The organism is Planococcus citreus (assembly GCF_003664125.1).
GTDB lineage: Bacteria > Bacillota > Bacilli > Bacillales_A > Planococcaceae > Planococcus > Planococcus citreus.
The window spans coordinates 1,209,144-1,227,231 of sequence record NZ_RCCP01000001.1; the positions used below are offsets into that span (position 1 = coordinate 1,209,144).

Consider the following 18,088-nt stretch of genomic DNA (forward strand, 5'->3'; position numbering starts at 1 on the left):
TATATTGAAGTTGTTATGCTCAATAATATACCCCTTAGGGTATAAAGTCAAACGAAAAACTCACTGATTATTTTTCGCTTTGCCTGAAGGTATTTTAACACGGAAAGTCCCCGCCAATACAGCGGGGACCCTTGTATAACCGGCACCGCTTAGACTGCACAATTGTTCGGGCCGGTTTCCATTTCTTTTTGTTCGTCTTCGGATGGGATGATTTTTCCCATATTCGTTTTGCGGATATCTTCATAAGCGTTCGGTTGCTCTTTCAAGTTTTCCGTCACACGTTTGATGAAACGTTCTTCATCATCGATATTGAGCCCTTCATTTTGATTGTACAGCTCGCTGAGTTTTTTGTGGACGCTGCCGTCTTCGTTCATTTCTTTAACGTCTGCATAATGTGCAGGCAAAACAATTAAGTTTTTCGACAGGTCATCGTAGCGTTCATAAAGCGTTTCATGCAGGTCTTCTGCCCAATCCGTCGCTTTCCCTGCAAGGTCTGGACGGCCGATCGATTCGATGAACAGGATATCGCCTGTCAGCAAATATTCATCGTCGACGATAAATGAGGTGCTGCCGATCGTATGGCCTGGCGAATAGAACGCCTTAATCTTGGCTTTCCCTACTTCCACGGTTGTTCCGTCTTCAACTGGTTCATAACCGAATACCACTTCATCCGCATCTTCCGGCGGCAAGTGATACTGTGCGCCGAACTGCTCGGCCAATTTTCGGCCGCCTGAAATATGGTCGGCATGGAGATGGGTATCCAACACATGAGTGATTTTCGCCGAATGCTCTTTTGCGAAGTTTTCATACGGTTCGGTCATTCGTGCCGCATCGACCACTGCCGCTTCGCCATCCGATTCGATCAAATAAGACAGGCAGCCCTTGCCGACACGGACAAATTGATAGATCGCGCCGCCAGTCTTCAAGTCGCCGATTTTCACCGGTTCCAATTGTTCACTCCAGGAAGCCATCCCGCCTTCAATGGAAATGATGTTTTCAAATCCTTGATCCTGCAGGTACTCCGCCGCTTTCTTCGATGTGTTGCCTTTCGCACACATCGTGTAGAGCGGTTTTTCCTTCGGCAGCTTGTTGATTTCTTCGCTGCTTTCTTCTATTTTATTGAACGGAATATTATGCAATTCAACTTGGCTGCCTTCTACATGCCAATTTTCCACATCTTCTTTGCTGCGGACATCGAGAATGGCAACAGGTTCATTGTTCATTACTTTTTCTGCAATTTCTTCAGCGGATGTAAATTTGACTGTCATAAAAAAACTCCTCCATTCGTAAATTTTTGAAACTTAGGCGGTCCGGTCGATGCAGCCGATGAGGCGGTTTTCGATATCTGCAGCCACTTCATTCAATTTGCCGCCGTCTTCTGCCATGCCGATCAATGATGTCGGCTTTGGCATGCCGATTTTCGTTTCTTCGCCTTCTTTATATACGACAATTTTGCATGGCAGGAAATAGCCGACCATCAAGTTTTCAGAGAGTACCGTATTCGCTTCTTTCGGGTTGCATACTTCCAGGATCTTGTACGGTGTATCAAAGTCTTGTCCCTTATCCTGAAGTTTTGCCGTCAAATCGAAGTTCCATAATACGCCGAACTGCTCTTCTTTCAAGTTTTCCTCGAGCGATGCCACTGCTTCATCTACAGATTTGCTAGTCGTAACGGTATAATCAAACATTTTTTCTGCCTCCTCTTATTTAAATCGCTTCTAGAATTACCCTACCCCCTATTTTTCCGGCTAAACATACGGCCTCTTTTCAGACAAAAAAACCAACCTTCTTGTGAAGGCTGGCTTTGGCAATTATGAATGGGTTCCATCACCAGATGAAAACCGCAAAAAGGATGGCAATTGCCGTGATGACAATACTTGAAAAACTGCCTACGAGCAATTGTTCGCGCTGGGAGAATGCCCCTTTTTGAAATGCTAAAAAAGTTGTAGGTGAATGAATTGGCAAGATGGTGACGCCGCCGATGATCATGATCAATAAAAACGCCATCGGCAAAATCGGCAAGCCCAACATTTCTGCAAAACTGACGATGATCGGAAAAATGACGATCATCGATGTGGAAGGCACGACAAACAAGAAGCGCAATAGGAAAATGAGACAAGCGATAAAAATAATATTTACCCCCTGGCCCATTCCTGCTGGCAGCAGTTGAATCAATTGGCTCGCCAGGACACCGGCCGTTCCGTTTTCTTCTATTAAATAGCCAAGTGAAAATGAGGCGCCGAGCAATAGGAAAGTTTCCCAATCGTAATCCCGGACGAGCCGGTCATCGACTAGCCCATTCATCGGCAACGCATAATAAGCGAGCAATAGGAAAGGCGCGACGATGAGTGGGATCTGTTCCTGATCGATGACGATCCAGCTGATGATCATGGCGAAAAACGAGATGATCACCCGCCAGAAACGTTCCGGCAAGCGGGCGGCAGGAGTAAATTCCATCTGCTCCATCTGAGGTCCTGGACCGCTACGGCGTTTGAAAAAGAACCAGACACCGAAACTGACCACTAGCAGTGACAGCCAAAGCGCCGGTGCAATGCGAACGAACCAGCCGAGCCAGGAAATTTGGATGCCTCCGAAATCGCTCAGCAATTGAGCCGCGAGAATCGGGAATCCACCGCCCGTGAAGACGATCATCGTCGAGTTCTGGTTCATCATGCCGATGACATAAAAGCTGAACTGGCGGAACAGGCTTCTCTTGCCGAGTGCGAAACGATCATTCACTTGCTCGATGATCGGCTCCAGAATGCGGAACCTGGCGACAGCTGAAGGCAGCAGGATCGGCAAAAAGACGATCAATAGCGGCAAGCCGACCAACAGCCGCTGGACTTTGCCTTTGCTCATTTTCAATAACACGCCGACAAATACTTGATCGGCTTTCGCTTTCACTAGCACTTTGGAAATTAAAGTCAGTGCCAGGATAAAATAAAGCGCATCCGACAAAAAACCGGCAAAAGCCTGCTCCGGCTCTTCCGTCAGGCGGAAAAGCAGCAGCAGGCCAAGCACCAGCAGACTCGAAGCGGCGAGCGGCATAGCGCTTACCGTCCACAAACCTATGGCGATGCCAAGCAATAGCAGCGTCAGTTTCTGGTCATCCGTATAAGCATCCAATAAGCCGAACATCCATAAAAGAGCAAAACCGGTGGCCAGCAGAAAAGCAAGAACACGCGGCACTAGCTTAGAGTTTCTCACTTTCCCACCCCTTAACGTTGTTTATATGCCAACCTGTTGCTTCTCCATTTCAGGAATGCCGGAACCAATAATGAAATCAATGCAACCAAGAGCAAGGATAGCGGAAGCGGAGTATCGACAAAAATGCTCAAGCTGCCGTTAGAGATGGTCATGGATTGGCGGAAAGCCTGCTCCATCATGCCTCCAAGGATAAATGCCAAGATGAATGGCGGTGCTGGAAATGAAAAGATCCGCATCGCAAATCCTAATGCGCCGAATACCAGCAGCATATATAGGTCAAAGACGTTGAAGCTAATCGAATAGACGCCTATCAAACTGAACATGATGACGAGTGAAATGAGCAAAGGACGTGGAATGCTCAAGATTTTTGCCAAATATGGAATCAATGGCAAGTTCAAGATCAACAGGAACACGTTCCCGAGATACATGGAAGCGATGATGCCCCAGAAGATTTCCGGGCGGTCGGTCATCAAGAGCGGTCCTGGCTGTACGCCGAGCACAAGGAATGCACCCAACATGACAGCTGTCGTCCCTGAACCTGGAATCCCCAAGCTCAAAAGTGGAACGAACGCACCGCTTGTCGCGGCGTTATTGGAACTTTCCGGTGCTGCGAGCCCTTTGATAGACCCTTTACCGAACTCTTCAGGATTCTTAGCGATTCGTTTTTCAAAAATATAACTGATGAAAGAAGCGATTGTCGCTCCTGCACCTGGCAAGACGCCGAGCAAAAAGCCGACGAACGACTGGCGGCTGACTGGCCCGCTCATTTCTTTCAAGTCTGCCTTGGACAACTTCAAGCTGCCCAGTTTCTGGTCGTCGCTCAAGCTGCGGTTTTTGCGGTTCAGGATCAGCATGCAGACTTCAGCGACCGCAAAGAGGCCGAGCGCGATGATCAAAAAGTCGAATCCGTCGAACAGGTTGACGTTCCCGAAGGTAAAACGCTGCGTCCCTGTCTGCGGGTCGATACCGATCGTGACGACCATGAAGCCTGCGACGGCTGCGATCATCGCTTTGATCGTCGAGCCTTCAGAAAGACTAGAAATCGCGGTCAAGCCCATGAACATCAAGGCGAAATACGCTGGCGGCCCGAAAGAAATCGCTACGCTCGACAAAGCCGGTGCAAGCAGCATCAAGAGGACAACCGAGACGGTTCCTCCGATGAATGAAGAAATCGCCGCAATGGCCAGCGCTTTCCCGGCCTTCCCTTGCTGGGCCATCGGATAGCCGTCAAAAGCTGTAGCGACCGTTCCGGAAATCCCCGGCGCGTTCAACAGGATCGAAGAAGTCGACCCGCCGAATACAGCCCCGTAATAGACGCCCGCCATCATGACGAGTGCCGGTGCCGGGTCCATCCCATATGTAATCGGAATCATGATCGCAATGGCGCTGATCGGGCCTAGCCCTGGCATCATCCCAATCAATGTACCGACGATAACGCCGATCAGTACGAACATGATCCCTTCTAGACTTAAGGCAACTTGAAAACCGGTCAATAGACCTTGAAATGCATCCATATGGAAACTCCCTCCTTAAAATGGCAAGATGCCGCGCGGCAAGACAATCCCCAACGCGAAAACGAAAATAGCATACATAACAATCGGGAACAGAAGGGAGACCAATATATTTGTCTTCCATGCTCTATAACCTAAAAACCACGAACAGAAGAAAATGAATAATGCCGTCGTGATGATAAAGCCGATCGCTTCAAACAATAGAATGTAGACAAAAATCATGGCAAATACCGCGGCAATGACCCCCAGTTCTTTTTTCGGGATATTGCGCTTCGCCTTTTCGGCATCCGTTTCCACTACACGGGAAAAGAATAGGAAGACGGACAGCACCAATAACAAGATGCCTAAGCCCTTCGGAATGACATCCGCATCGATCGGGGCATATTCGTAATTGGGCAATTGAAAACTTAAATATAAATAGACGGCCGCAACAATGAAAATCAGCAGCCCCAACTTCCGGTTTATGCTTGCAAGCAAACGAAACGCCTCCTTTTAACTGAAAAGAGAGAAACCGAATGCCAAAGATCCGGTTTCACTTGTTGATTTTTTACTTTTGAGCTGCCTAGGCAGCTATATGTTCCTTTGCAAAGAGAATTTTATTGGCCTAATCCAATTTCCTCGAGCAATGCGGCAATTTCTTCTTTTTCGCCTTCGAGGAATTCGCTGTATTCTTCACTGCCCATGTACATTTCGTTCCATCCGTACTTCTCGCGGACTTCCGCAAACTCTTCGGATTCACTCAATTCCTGGAATTTGGCTTCATAATAATCGACCGCTGCCTCATCCATGCCTGGAGGCCCGAAGAATCCACGCCAGTTGACGAAGCTCTCATCGATGCCCTGCTCGATTGCTGTCGGGAATTCGGAAAGCACTTCCCCTTCCATGCGTTCTTCTGCCGTCACACCCAGAACTTTGATATTGCCGGCACGCACTTGCTCAATCGTTTCGCCGACACCTGTTGAGAAGACATCTACCGAGCCGTTCAGAACCGCTGTCAAAGCGCCGCCTTCTTGGTCAGAAACGTATTTGATCTTTGTCGGGTCAACGCCTGCCGCTTTGGCGATGCGGACAAATTGCATATGGTCCATGCTTCCCGGAGCGGAAGTGCCGATAACGGTGATACTTTCCGGATCGTCTTTCATTTGGTCGAATAGATCGTTCAAATCTTCAAATTCGCTATCTTCACGTACAGCAAACGCGCCGTAGTCTGCAATCATATTGGCAAGCGGCGTAAAGTCTTCATGGCCATGTTCCGATTGGCCGTTGAGCGGCACGAACATCAGTGGCGGTGAAGCGACGAACATGCTATGGGCGTCTCCTTCTTTTGCGTGGACATAAGCCCAGCCGATTGCTCCGCCGCCGCCTTCACGGTTGATGACGGTCATATTTTCATCGATGATTCCCGTTTCGCCGAATACACGGGCAACTTCACGGGCTGTCGTATCCCAGCCGCCGCCTGACCCGGCCGGCGCCACCATTTCAATCCCTTTCGACGGTTCGAAGGTTCCGTCTTCTCCCGCTGTATTAGCCGTATCTTCGGATCCGCACCCGGCGAATGCTAAAGCGCTTACAGTCAAGACACTGGCAAAAATCGTTTTCTTCATTTTATTTCCCCCTCAGTTCAAGTAGTTTTCTTATGAGTTGAAGTATAACTGTGAATTTTCAGAATGTAACCGTTTGCAAAATAAGCTGTATAAAGGATTTTGTGAACATTTTGTTCATAAAGTTCACAGAAAGTGTTGATTTTACTGATATTTCATTTATAGGAAACAGCAGGGAATTATGCTAGGCTAGAAATAGCATGAAATGAACCTTAAGGAGGCCTATAATGAAACGCCTACCAGGTGCAACTCCCGGCATGACGGCCATTGCGCTCGCCATCATATTAGTTCTCAGCATCGGAAGCGCCATTGCGGCACAGAGCTATTTCAGTTATGTAGAAGTGACGGAAGCAGCCGACCGTTGCTATGATCTGGGCGGATTTCCCGAAATCGAGAAAAGCGGTTGGCAAATGACTCATTTCGAATGCCACACCGATTGATTGCCGACAACGAAACGATAACGCAAAAAAGCAACTCCCCTAATTCAGGGAGTTGCTTTTTTTTTTGGAACTCTAGAGAAGTGTGTCTGCCGGAGCTTGTCACTCGCCTTCACTTCATTTAACAAAGTATTTCCGTTCCGGCCTGCCGACAATCCCGTATCCAAGCTCAGCGTAGCAATCATCCGTCGACACCAAATATTCCAGATAGCGCCTGGCGGTCGTGCGGGAAGCGCCCATCTCTTCGCCCATCTTCTCAGCCGTTACGCCTTCCTCGTATTGCTCCAATAATTTCTGCACTTTCTGCATCGTCAGCGGATCAATGCCTTTGACTGCTGGCGCTTCTTTTTTGACCGCCTTGACGCCAAACAGTTCATCCAAATACTCCTGGTCGATGGTTTCTTGGTTCGACAGCTTTTCCCTGTCTTTCCGATATTTCTCGATGGTTGCAGTGAACTGGCTAAGTTCGGCTGGCTTTAAGATGATGCCTTTTACGCCTTTGCGCAGCGCCGTTTCGATATACTCCCGCTCGTTTGCTGCCGAGACGAGGATGATGTCGGTCTCCGGGCTTTCTTTCCTTAACTCATCGATCAGTTCAATGCCGAGCCCGTCCGGCATGTAATTGTCCAATAACACCAAATCCGGCCGCTCTTGCTTGACCGCCGCCAGTGTCTCGGCGCAGTCTTTTGCTTTCGCTGCCAGTTCCACTTGCTTAATTTTCGCTAAAAATTTTTCGTGCACTTGCGCAACACGAAAATCATCTTCTGCAATCACTACCCGCAGCATTATGCCACCTCCATCGTTTTTTTCGGGATAAAGACGCTGAATACTGTCCCGTGCTGTGGCGTCGAATCCACTTCAATCCAGCCATCCAAGTCTTCAACCGCTTGTTTGACGATCGCCAAGCCATAGCCCCTATCCGCTTTTTCAAGTTTCGTGGAGAATCCTTGCGTGAAAAATTGGTCGAGGTTTTCGGTTTCAATTCCGCGCCCGCTGTCCTGCACTTCGATGACCAAGTCGTTGCCGATATCGGTAATGAAGAAAGACACTTCTTTGCGGTCGCTGGACTCGACTTCTTCAATGGCGTTGTCGATCAAATTCCCGACAATGTGAATGACTTTGGAGATATCGACATGAGCAGGCAATTTGGCGAGCGAACTGTTTTCGTCCACCGACAGCTCGACTTTTGCTTCGGAAGCTTTCCCCATTTTGCCGAGCAGGATCGCCTGGACTTTTTTATCTTCGATATGATTCAGTGTATGCTTCGTCTGTTTTTCATGATGATTCGTCTCTTGCTGGATCAGCCGGACCGCTTCCTCAGTTTCCTCCAATTGCAGAAGCCCGGATATGGCATACAGCTTATTGGCATATTCATGCGTTTGCGCCCTCAGGCTTTCCGAGTATTGGCGGATTTCCGATAGGGTTTCCAGCACTTCCTGCACTTCCGTTTTTTCACGGAATGTCGAAACGGCGCCGACCATTTCCCCTTCTGCCCAAATCGGCTTTTGATTGACAATAAAAACGGTACCGCCAATGAGAATTTCTTTATTCTTCCATGAATTCCCTGTCGTCAAAGTTTCGCCCATCCTGAGTTCTGGCAATATGTCATCGGACGGTGTGTGGAGAAAACTTTGGTCCATGGCGAGCATTTTCTCTGCGGAGCTGTTCAACTCCGTGATGCGGCCGTCTTTATCGATGGCGATGACCCCTTCGATAATCGATGATAGCAAAGCTTCCCGGTCCTGGTACAAACGGGCGATTTCACGGGGTTCAAGCCCCAGCGTATCTTTCCGGATATTCTTCGCCAGCAGGATGCTGCCCAGGACGCCGATGACGAGTGTCAATAGAGCCAGCGCCATCACGTCCATAATATTGCCGAAAATGATTGCTTCGATATCGTCAATCATGTATCCCACCGACACCACACCGATGACGCGCCCGTCGCCGTCATAGATCGGCGCTTTGCCGCGCAGGCTTCTGCCAAGCGACCCGAATGCTTCGGACACATAGACTTTACCTTCTTGGAGGGCGCGCTCGTTATCGCCGCCGACCATCCGTTTGCCGATCTTTTCGGGATCCGGATGCGAATAACGGACGCTATCCCGATTGCCGATGACGATGAACTCGGCGCCTACTTGCTTGCGCAAATACTCGGCGATCGGCTGGATTTGCAAAGCCGGTTCCTCGTCATCCATCGCTTCGACAATTGTTGGCATGGCCGAAATACCGATCGCTGTTTCCTGCGCGCGTTGGCCGATGTTCTCTTTGATTTCCGCAATTTCTTGATAGCTCAAAATCCCGCCGAACACCACTGTCGTCAACAGTACGAGCGAAGTCGTCAGCAGGATGATTTTGGTTTGAAGCGATAATTTTTTCATGGCACCTGTCCCCTGTATAGACCGTTTTTCATTAAATGTAGTCTACCATATCCCGAAACGGCCGAAAGAAAAAATTCTTAGAATTCTCTAAAAACATCATTTTTCCAATAAAAAACCCTGTTCTCCAAAATGGAAAATCAGGGCTTGTCGTTATGCTTTTGTAATCTCGGCTTCCAGTTCGACTGCAACATTGCCTTGGATGGCGCGCGTAATCATGCAGGAAGATTCCGCTTTTTGTGCGAGTTTGTGCGCCAGCTTGAATTCCTTCTCCCCTGCCTCGGCCGACAAGACGACTTTCGGGCGGTGGATGATTTTTTTATAAGTGATGATGCCATTTTCGACTTCCACAATGCCTTCCGAATCCATCGTCAGCGACTCTTTCGCCAGCTTGCTGCGCTCCATCATCGCGGCAAGTGTGATGATATAGCAAGTCGCTGCCGCACCGAGCAGCATTTCGTCCGGATTGGTGCCGACCCCTGGGCCGTCCATTTCCGGGGGAATCGAGATTTGCGTCTTCAAATTCCCCGATTCGATTGTCCCGACATCGTTTCGATTGCCGGGCCAGTCTGCTGTTAAATGAAAACTATGCAAAGCCATTGCTGTTTCCTCCTCTTCTATTCCCAATCTTCCATATCTTCGCTTCGCGGCATCGCCGTGATGGCTCCCGCCCGTGTTGCACAAAGAGCCCCCAGCTTATTGCCGAATCCAGCGCAAGCAATCAATTGTTCCTGGTCTTCCGGCATGCCGTTTAAATGGACATGGCGGATGATGCCTGCCATAAACGCATCCCCGGCGCCCGTCGTATCGACAGGCTTGACCGGCACGACCGGTACGTGGATCGTCTCGTCTTTATATACCGCGTGCGTGCCATGCTCACCGTCCGTGACGAAAACGACAGGAAGCCCGTAAGCTTTCAGGCGCTCAATGCCCGCTTCCATTGAATCAGCTTCCATGAGGAACAATAATTCTTCGACCGTCAGCTTCAAAATATCCGCTTGCGGCAAAAAGCGCAGAACCGTTTGACGGCACAACTCCTCGCTTTCCCAGCGCAGCGGCCGGATATTGACATCGTATGAACAAATCACGCCGTGAGACTTCGCCAATTCCAAAGCCTGCGCCGTCGTTTCACGCGCTTCCGGATGAAACAGTGTCCCAGAGCAAAAATGGAATAGGCTGGCCGATTCGAACGCTTCTCCCGCCAGCTCGTCAGCCTTTACTTGCAAATCAGGCGTTTCATTATCATAGGAAGCGAAAACGCGGTCGTTCGTTTCCGTTAAATGAATATACACGCCGCTGATGCGTTTTTCCGGGCGTTTGACAGAATGCTTCAAATCGACGCCTTCCGCCCGCAGTGCCTGGCAGAAAAAGTCCGAAATCTCATCATCCCCGGTAATCGTGATGAATGCCGACGGGACTCCGAGGCGGCTGACGCCTGCCGAGACGTTGACGGTGGCGCCACCGAGATACAAATCGAATAGATCGTTGTTTTTGGTCGTTGCGATATAGTCGACAAACGCGTCGCCGTAAGTCAGGACGTGCCTGTTAGCTTCCATATTTCTCTCCCCTTCTCCAAAGAACCCTTAGCTGCAGCCTTATTCGCAGCAAGCTGTTGAAATTCACTTTCCCTATTATTTCAGCAGAAAACAGGCAGGGCAAGGAAAAAGCCTAAAAAGCGCGGTGCTACAATATTTTGCATAAAAAAACAGCCGAAGAAAATAGCTCTCCGGCTGGGTTCTCCTATTATTCAGCCATCCACTCCGGTTTTCCGAAGCCTTCGAATTGCTCATCGATGACCGTTTCAAATTCTTCCGACTCGACGATCTCGACCAAATCCGCTGCCAATTCGCTGTCTTCATTTTCAGCTGAAACGGCTACGACATTGCGGTACTGGTCAGGCATGTTTTCGAGCGCCAACGCATCGAGCAAATCCATGTCCGCAGCCAGTGCGAAGTTTCCTGGAACGGCTGCAAGGTCCGTGCCTTCAACCGCACGCGGCAATTGCCCTGCCTCAATCGGCTGGAATACCAGGTTCTTCGGATTTTCCGTTACATCGCGTTCAGACGCTTGAAGCACTTCCGCTTCCGGATCAAGCTCGACCAATCCCTCGTCCTGCAGCATCAATAATGCACGCGCACCGTTGACAGGATCGTTCGGAATCGCGATTGTGGCCCCGTCGGATACCGCATCCAAGGAATCGAATTCATTGGAGTAGATACCCATTGGCGCGGTCGGCACCGTAATCAATGCGCTCAAATCCATATCGTTTTCTGTTTCGAAGTTTTCTAGGTAAACCGTATGCTGGAACAAATTGGCGTCGATCTCGCCGTTGTTCAACGCATTATTGGGCTGGATATAATCGCTGAATTCAATCGTTTCGACGGTATAGCCTTTTTCTTCAAGCGCAGGCACGATCGCTTCGTTCAGCATGTCGCTATAAGGGCCGGCTGTCGCACCGAGCTTGATGTCTTTCGACGCTTCGCCGCCTTCTGTCGTTCCTGTATCCGCTTCTTCTCCACCGCATGCGGCTAGTGCAAGCGCGCTCGCTGCCAATATCCATGTGAGTTTCTTCATATCATTCTCCCCTTATCGTTTATCGAGTTTTTTGGCTGTAAAGTCGCCGGCCTGTTGAATCAATTGGACGAGTACGATCAAAATGACGACCGTGACAATCATGATCGTATTATCATAGCGGTAATAGCCGAAGCGGATCGCCAAATCGCCGATGCCGCCGCCACCGACGACGCCCGCCATCGCGGAATAGGCGATGAGGCTGATGACCGTCAACGTGATGCCTTGGATCAGGCTCGCTTTCGCTTCCGGCAAGAGCACATCTTTAATAATCATCCAAGGCGTCGCACCGACCGCAATCGCTGCTTCGATGACACCTTTATCGATGTCACGCAGCGCCGTTTCCACAATGCGTGCGAAAAACGGAATCGCCGCTACCGACAAGGAAACACTCGCTGCGACAGGCCCGATTGTCGTGCCGGTAATCAATTGCGTCAGCGGGATGAGCGCGACCAGCAAAATGATGAACGGAATCGACCGGACGATGTTGACGACAAATCCGATGACGGAATTGACCGGGCGGTTCTCCCAGAACAAGCCGCGATCTGTGATGAACAATAAAATGCCGAGCGGCAAACCGATCACAAGCGCCACGCCCAGCGAGATGCCGATCATGATCAAGGTCTGATAAAACGCCACTTGGATTTCCGGCCATAATTCGATGATTCTTCCCCATTCAATTCCCATGCTCCATCACCTCCACAATCGCTTCACGCTGCTCAAGATAGTGAATCGCCTGACTCACATCTGCTTGATCGCCTTTTAGTTCCATGACAAAAATGCCGAGGGGCAATTCCTGGATGTATTCGATCGCCCCGTGTAGGAAATTTCCTTTGACCGGATAGCTTTGCAGCATATCGGAAATGATGCCATCCCCAGCGACTTCGCCTTTGAACAAGACTTTGACGATTGTGCCGTCACATTTCTCCAGGATTTCTTCCGGTACATTGAACGACACGACGCTCGAGATGAATTCCTTTGTCAAAGCGGTCTTTGGATCGGCGAAGATATCGTAAACACGCCCTTCTTCGATGACGCGACCGCCTTGCATGACCGCCATGCGGTCGCAAATTTCCTTGACGACGTTCATTTCATGCGTAATCAACACAATCGTGATATTAAGCTTGCGGTTGATGTCTTTCAATAAGCGCAAGATCGATAAAGTCGTATTCGGGTCGAGAGCGGATGTTGCTTCGTCGCATAACAGCACGGCCGGTTCATTCGCGAGTGCGCGGGCGATGCCGACGCGCTGCTTCTGCCCGCCGCTCAGCTGCGCCGGATAGACATTGCGCTTGTCCGACAAGCCGACCATTTCGAGCAGTTCATCGACGCGCGGGCCGATTTTCTTGCTCGGGGTCCCTGCTGCGCGAAGGGCGAATGAAATATTCTCAGCGACCGTCTTTTGGCTGATCAAATAGAAATGCTGGAAGATCATGCCGATTTTGAGGCGCGCTTTCCGCAAGCCATCGCCACGCAGCTTCGTTAAATCCTGTCCGCCGACTTTGACGGTGCCCGACGTCGGCCGCTCAAGCAAATTGATGCAGCGGATGAGGGAACTTTTTCCGGCGCCCGAATAGCCGACGATGCCGAAAATCTCACCGGTTTTCACTTCCAAAGTGACATCATCGACACCTTTTACCGTGCCGTGCTTAGTTTGATAAGTTTTGCTCAGTTGTTCGATTTGAATCATGCTGTCCACTCCCCCAGGCAAATAAAAAATGCCTCTTTTATCAAAAGAGACATCGAAAATTAGAATTCCGACTTATCTTTCAGAATGAATTCCATTCTGCAGGACTTGGCACCTTCCCATTTAAATGGGGGTTGCCGGACGTCATAGGGCCTTACCCTCGGTCTCTCTTGATAAGCATGCGTATTTGGTTGTTTTCAATATTACCTGTACGGTCGACAGCTTGTCAATGCGATTTTTCAAACTTTTTGTACAATGGGACGCGGCGGTCATCGAATACCGGGATGCGGCCACGCACTTCGTCTACTTCTGAAAGATCGATGTCGATATAGCCGATGCCTTGTTCTTGCCCCATGTCCATCCGCACTTCACCCCACGGCGCGATGACCATCGAATGGCCGCCGAACTCATTTTTCGGGTCGCTGCCGATCCGGTTCGCGGCGATGATGAAGCATTGATTCTCGATCGCACGCGCCTGCAGCAGGATGCGCCAATGATCTATGCGAGCTGCGGGCCATTCTGCAGGCACGAAGATCGCCTTCGCGCCGTTCAGCGCTTGCGCCCGAAGCCATTCCGGAAAGCGGATGTCGTAGCAGATAACACCGCCATAGGTCTCCCCGTCCAGCTCGAATGTGCCGAGCGACTCGCCTTCCTCAAGATGGATATGTTCGTCCATCAAGCCGAAGCGATGCGCTTTATCGTATTCCGAAACGAGCGCGCCTGTCCGGTCGACGACATACATCGTGTTATAGAAACCATCTTTTTTCTTTGTGGACACTGAGCCCCCGACGATATGGACGCTATGCTCTTTGGCGAATTTTTTCAGGAAATCGGCAGTTCGGCCATTGCTGTCCGCGAGTTCGCCCAGCTCTGTTAACGCATATCCGGTGTTCCACATTTCAGGCAGGACGATAAGCTCTGCACCGTTTTCTGCTGCTTCTTCCAAATAATTTTCCACACGCTGAAAATTCGTTTCGGGCTCTCCGAAAGCGATATCCATCTGCACACAAGCGATTTTCATGTTCTCTCCCCCTGTAGACAGTTTAGATTAAACTCTATAAGATTTGAGGTAGATGTGCAATTATTTAGAAAACGAGGAGGATTCCATGGACTTTTCAAATCGCTTACAAAATCTTCCCGATCAATTTTTCGCCGCGCTTGTCGCAAAAGTGTCAAAAGCGGCCGATGAAGGGCGGGATGTTATCAATCTGGGCCAGGGAAACCCTGATCAGCCGACACCGCCGCATATCGTCAAAGCATTGCAAGACGCAGTGGGGGATCCAAAAACGCATCGCTACTCGCCGTTTCGCGGGCTCGGCACATTGCGCCAGGCTGCCGCGGATTTCTATAAGCGGGAATACGGTGTCGATATCGATCCGGACCTTGAAGTCGCCATTTTATCGGGCACAAAAATCGGCTTTGTCGAATTGCCGATCGCCCTTCTTAATCCGGGCGATTCACTCTTACTGCCCGATCCCGGCTATCCGGATTACCTGTCCGGCGCACCGCTTGCCGACATCGAACTCGATTTGATGAAGCTCGAGCAGGCAAATGGCTATTTACCGAACTATGACGCAGTGTCAGCGTCCATTCGCAACCGCGCCAAACTGATGTATTTGAATTACCCGAATAACCCGACTGGCGCTACAGCCACTCAGGCATTTTTTGATGAGACCGTGCAGTTCGCCAAAGAAAACGATCTTGCGGTAGTGCATGACTTCGCCTATGGCGGCATCGGTTTTGATGGGCAAAAACCGGTCAGCTTCCTGCAGTCAAAGGGGGCAAAAGAAGTCGGCATTGAAATGTATACTTTGTCGAAAACCTATAACATGGCCGGCTGGCGCATCGGCTTTGCAGTCGGCAATTCCAAGATGATCGAAGCCTTGAATTTGATTCAAGACCATTTGTTTGCCGGCATCTTCCCGGCTGTCCAGCTTGCCGCAGCCGAAGCACTCAGCGCCAGCCAAGCATGCGTCGATGAATTGGTCGAACTGTACGAAAAAAGGCGTCAAGTGTTGGTCGATGAATGCCGCCGGATCGGCTGGGATGTGGAAGCGCCTAAAGGTTCATTCTTTGCCTGGCTGCCCGTTCCGGAAGGCTTCACGAGCGTGGAGTTCTCCGATTACCTGCTGGATCAAGCGGATATTGCTGTCGCTGCAGGAAGCGGCTTCGGCTCTGTCGGTGAAGGTTTTGTGCGTGTCGGCTTATTGGTCGACGAGCAACGCATTAAAGAAGCGCTTGAACGCATCGAGAAATTGGGAATCTTCACTAAATAGGCAAATAAAAAAAGAAGGCATTACGCCTTCTTTTTTTTATTTTTTATTAACGGCCATTTCCATATCCCAATACAGGTCGGAACTGAAGCGGTCGTCCTGGTGCACTTGGGCAGCGAGCACGTTCTCGCCGTCTTTCAGATGCGCCAAGGCCTCTTCATCCAAGTAGATGCGCTCGATTCGGTCTTCGCTGCCGAAATCCTCATCACTTACCGCTTCCTGGTAGTCCTCAAAACCGAACTCGCCAGTCTCCGGCATATTGAAGCGCATAATTTCTTCTCCGTTCAAATACAAGATGACCGCATCATCGACACCGAATTCCACATATCCGAGGTCGCCGATTTCTTCCACATCTTCCACTTCAAATGCTGCTCTGAAATACGTCAATGCGATTTTTTCGGTCTCATCTCCGCCAAAGCCGACGAGCGTTTCCACTGGCCCCAATTCCGGGCGTTCTTCATCTTCCGGAAAGCCGAGCGGGCCAGCGCCTTGTGCCCAATCACTGTCATCGAAATCGGCTTCAATCCAGTCTTTTTTCTGGTCGCTGCCATCGTCCAAATAACGCCACTCGCTGCCTGCTTCAAGCAGCTTGGTTTCTTCATGTGCCACCAATTCGAATTCAATTGCATTGCTTTCCCACACTTTATCGCCGTCTTTTACTTCTGCAAATACTTCCACTTTTCCAGGCTCCGCACCTTCTGCTGCCAGGACTTTCCCGTCTTTTATTTGGATGCCATCACTGCTCGTGCGGTACGTAACCGAGTCAAGCGAAATATCGTATTGGCCGCCTTCGACGTTTTCTCCTTTCAGCTTCAATTCCGTTTCAGGATAGAAAGAATTCTCTTCCGTTGCCAGCACGGTGCTGTTCGCTTCCAGTTCCACTTTTTCAAGCGCAGGCACGACCGTTTCGATGGACGGGTCTTTAATGATCTCGTATTCATCGACCAGTTCTTCTGTATCCGTTCGGTACGTCTCAAAGCGCAAACGCGTCGGCTCCACTTGGATAGTCATATAAGTCGGCACGCCCCATTGTTCGCGTACCGCCGAATACGGTTCGCGTTCTGTCTGCATGCCGTAGAATTTGCTGCCGCTCGCCGTGTTCCCTGTAATATAGACGGTGCCTTCCGGATTGACCGGCACCTCGCCTTGCATCATGTGATTTTTCAAAGGCTGGAAATTTTCCATCTGATAAGTTCTCACATAGGAATGGTCATGCCCCATCAATACCGCATCAAAACCGAGTTCGTCGATGGTCGGCACGAGCTCATCGCGCAAGTTCAGCACCACTTCACTTTGCGAATGTGCAGCGGCGCTATAGATTGAATGATGGAAAACGAGTATCTTCCATTTCCAGTCCCGGCCGGCAGTTGCTTCAGCCGTTTCCTCCATGAACTGAATATGCTCTTCCGGATTCTGGCTATTGGAATTCAAATTCATGAACAAGGTATCCCCGTAGGAGAAATAATAATCGCCACCGGAATTATCGTAATTGCCGAGTTCCCAGTTTTCATTCGGGACATTGAAATGATAGGAGTAATGATAGGTATCATCATGGTTGCCGATGGTGGTCGCCGTCGGATAATTGCGCAGCGGTTCAGGCGCAAAATAGGCTGCATACTCTTTTTCGGAATAGCGGGCGTCGACCTGATCGCCTGCCGACAGGATGAAACTTGAGTCGGGACTGTTTCCAATTGCTTGCTGCAGGGTCTTGTCCCAGCCTCTTTGGTCTTCTGCAATATCACCAGACGCGCCGATTTGCGGATCAGCAACCATCACAAATTCATATGAAGAAGGATCCTTAGTCTTGAAATGGAAAGCTCGTGTCCAATTGCCACGCCCATCCCCTAAACGGTACATATAATCCGTTTCATTTTTGAGCTGGGTGATCACCGCTTCATGGGCAGAATAGCCGTAAGTAGCGTTTTTCAATGATGCATCGACCGTTACCGCAGCATTTTCCGGAAAATCCTCGGTCCCGGAAGAAACTTCTGCGTATTGCACCTGGCCGGCACGCGTTGTGCTTGGTGAATACCACGAAAAGTTCATCTCCGACTCATCGCTCCCAGGGGCGAATGCGATATGGGAGGCAGGATAGGAATCATCCGCTTCGCTATCCAAAAAGCCTTTGTCCATAAATAACAGCGAACTGGCAAGATGCGATTGAAAAGCCTGGCGCTGCCCTTCCATTAAATGCGCCGCCCCGATTTCCAGTACGCCTTCTGCCGCTTCTGCTTGCCCCTCGCTCAGCTGGAAAGCCGCACCTCCCGCAATCATCGCTATAAGAAAATATCTCCCTGCACCCCGCCAAATCGTCTTCATTTCCCCACCCCTTCGTAAACAATCCGATCTATTGTTTTTCAAATATTCAGTAATTAAATTTTAGCATAATTCAATTGGACTAAAAAGAAATAAATTGTGAATATTTA

17 protein-coding genes and 1 riboswitch are annotated in these 18,088 nt (G+C 49.9%); of the genes, 2 read left to right on the forward strand and 15 right to left on the reverse strand.

The window, feature by feature from the left end; translation table 11 throughout:
• Nucleotides 1-149 precede the first annotated feature (149 nt).
• The 6 genes from DFR62_RS05970 to DFR62_RS05995 all read right to left on the reverse strand — a co-directional run bounded on the left by DFR62_RS05970 (nucleotide 150) and on the right by DFR62_RS05995 (nucleotide 6,322).
• Nucleotides 150-1,268, reverse strand: coding sequence for an MBL fold metallo-hydrolase (locus DFR62_RS05970; RefSeq protein WP_121298705.1), 1,119 nt, complete (start codon nucleotides 1,266-1,268; stop codon nucleotides 150-152).
• A gap of 33 nt (nucleotides 1,269-1,301) precedes the next feature.
• Entirely contained in the window at nucleotides 1,302-1,688 is a 387-nt protein-coding gene (locus DFR62_RS05975; RefSeq protein ID WP_121298707.1) for a DUF302 domain-containing protein, read from the reverse strand.
• Nucleotides 1,689-1,827: 139 nt separating this feature from the next.
• On the reverse strand, nucleotides 1,828-3,207 hold the full coding sequence (locus DFR62_RS05980; protein WP_244201652.1) for an SLC13 family permease: 1,380 nt from the start codon (nucleotides 3,205-3,207) through the stop codon (nucleotides 1,828-1,830).
• Between the two features lie 11 nt (nucleotides 3,208-3,218).
• On the reverse strand, nucleotides 3,219-4,721 hold the full coding sequence (locus DFR62_RS05985) for a tripartite tricarboxylate transporter permease (protein WP_121298709.1): 1,503 nt from the start codon (nucleotides 4,719-4,721) through the stop codon (nucleotides 3,219-3,221).
• A gap of 15 nt (nucleotides 4,722-4,736) precedes the next feature.
• Nucleotides 4,737-5,195, reverse strand: coding sequence for a tripartite tricarboxylate transporter TctB family protein (locus tag DFR62_RS05990; protein ID WP_121298711.1), 459 nt, complete (start codon nucleotides 5,193-5,195; stop codon nucleotides 4,737-4,739).
• Nucleotides 5,196-5,314: 119 nt separating this feature from the next.
• On the reverse strand, nucleotides 5,315-6,322 hold the full coding sequence (locus tag DFR62_RS05995; protein WP_058382743.1) for a tripartite tricarboxylate transporter substrate binding protein: 1,008 nt from the start codon (nucleotides 6,320-6,322) through the stop codon (nucleotides 5,315-5,317).
• Nucleotides 6,323-6,546: 224 nt separating this feature from the next.
• Here DFR62_RS05995 and DFR62_RS06000 point away from each other — a divergent pair, with 224 nt between their 5' ends.
• Nucleotides 6,547-6,759 (forward strand): hypothetical protein, encoded by a 213-nt coding sequence (locus DFR62_RS06000; protein ID WP_121298713.1) that lies wholly within the window; start codon nucleotides 6,547-6,549, stop codon nucleotides 6,757-6,759.
• Nucleotides 6,760-6,873: 114 nt separating this feature from the next.
• On the opposite strand, the gene DFR62_RS06005 is transcribed toward DFR62_RS06000, so the two are convergent.
• The 8 genes from DFR62_RS06005 to DFR62_RS06040 form a co-directional block, all read right to left on the reverse strand.
• On the reverse strand, nucleotides 6,874-7,542 hold the full coding sequence (locus tag DFR62_RS06005; RefSeq protein WP_121298715.1) for a response regulator: 669 nt from the start codon (nucleotides 7,540-7,542) through the stop codon (nucleotides 6,874-6,876).
• Nucleotides 7,542-9,134 carry an ATP-binding protein gene (locus DFR62_RS06010; RefSeq protein WP_121298717.1) on the reverse strand — a complete coding sequence of 531 codons (1,593 nt, stop codon included), beginning with the start codon at nucleotides 9,132-9,134 and terminating at the stop codon, nucleotides 7,542-7,544. The genes DFR62_RS06005 and DFR62_RS06010 overlap by 1 nt, the downstream gene beginning before the upstream one ends.
• Before the next feature lie 150 nt (nucleotides 9,135-9,284).
• On the reverse strand, nucleotides 9,285-9,731 hold the full coding sequence (locus DFR62_RS06015) for an OsmC family protein (protein ID WP_121298719.1): 447 nt from the start codon (nucleotides 9,729-9,731) through the stop codon (nucleotides 9,285-9,287).
• A 17-nt stretch (nucleotides 9,732-9,748) separates the two neighbouring features.
• The gene (locus tag DFR62_RS06020) at nucleotides 9,749-10,687 is read right to left on the reverse strand and encodes a carbohydrate kinase family protein (protein WP_121298721.1); all 939 of its coding nucleotides are present in this window, start codon (nucleotides 10,685-10,687) and stop codon (nucleotides 9,749-9,751) included.
• Nucleotides 10,688-10,874: 187 nt separating this feature from the next.
• Complete coding sequence (locus DFR62_RS06025; RefSeq protein ID WP_121298723.1) at nucleotides 10,875-11,705, reverse strand: MetQ/NlpA family ABC transporter substrate-binding protein; 831 nt, start codon at nucleotides 11,703-11,705, stop codon at nucleotides 10,875-10,877.
• A 12-nt stretch (nucleotides 11,706-11,717) separates the two neighbouring features.
• Nucleotides 11,718-12,389, reverse strand: coding sequence for a methionine ABC transporter permease (locus DFR62_RS06030; RefSeq protein WP_101191632.1), 672 nt, complete (start codon nucleotides 12,387-12,389; stop codon nucleotides 11,718-11,720).
• Nucleotides 12,379-13,392: a methionine ABC transporter ATP-binding protein gene (locus tag DFR62_RS06035; RefSeq protein WP_121298725.1), complete on the reverse strand. Its 1,014-nt coding sequence runs from the start codon at nucleotides 13,390-13,392 to the stop codon at nucleotides 12,379-12,381. The genes DFR62_RS06030 and DFR62_RS06035 overlap by 11 nt, the downstream gene beginning before the upstream one ends.
• A 69-nt stretch (nucleotides 13,393-13,461) precedes the next feature.
• A riboswitch (SAM riboswitch) is annotated at nucleotides 13,462-13,569 on the reverse strand.
• A gap of 46 nt (nucleotides 13,570-13,615) precedes the next feature.
• Nucleotides 13,616-14,410: a carbon-nitrogen family hydrolase gene (locus DFR62_RS06040; RefSeq protein ID WP_121298726.1), complete on the reverse strand. Its 795-nt coding sequence runs from the start codon at nucleotides 14,408-14,410 to the stop codon at nucleotides 13,616-13,618.
• Nucleotides 14,411-14,495: 85 nt separating this feature from the next.
• Here DFR62_RS06040 and DFR62_RS06045 point away from each other — a divergent pair, with 85 nt between their 5' ends.
• Entirely contained in the window at nucleotides 14,496-15,665 is a 1,170-nt protein-coding gene (locus DFR62_RS06045; RefSeq protein WP_121298728.1) for a pyridoxal phosphate-dependent aminotransferase, read from the forward strand.
• 36 nt (nucleotides 15,666-15,701) lie between these two features.
• Here the strand turns inward: DFR62_RS06045 and DFR62_RS06050 are convergent, their stop codons facing one another.
• Nucleotides 15,702-17,981 (reverse strand): purple acid phosphatase family protein, encoded by a 2,280-nt coding sequence (locus tag DFR62_RS06050; RefSeq protein WP_121298730.1) that lies wholly within the window; start codon nucleotides 17,979-17,981, stop codon nucleotides 15,702-15,704.
• Between the last annotated feature and the right edge of the window lie 107 nt (nucleotides 17,982-18,088).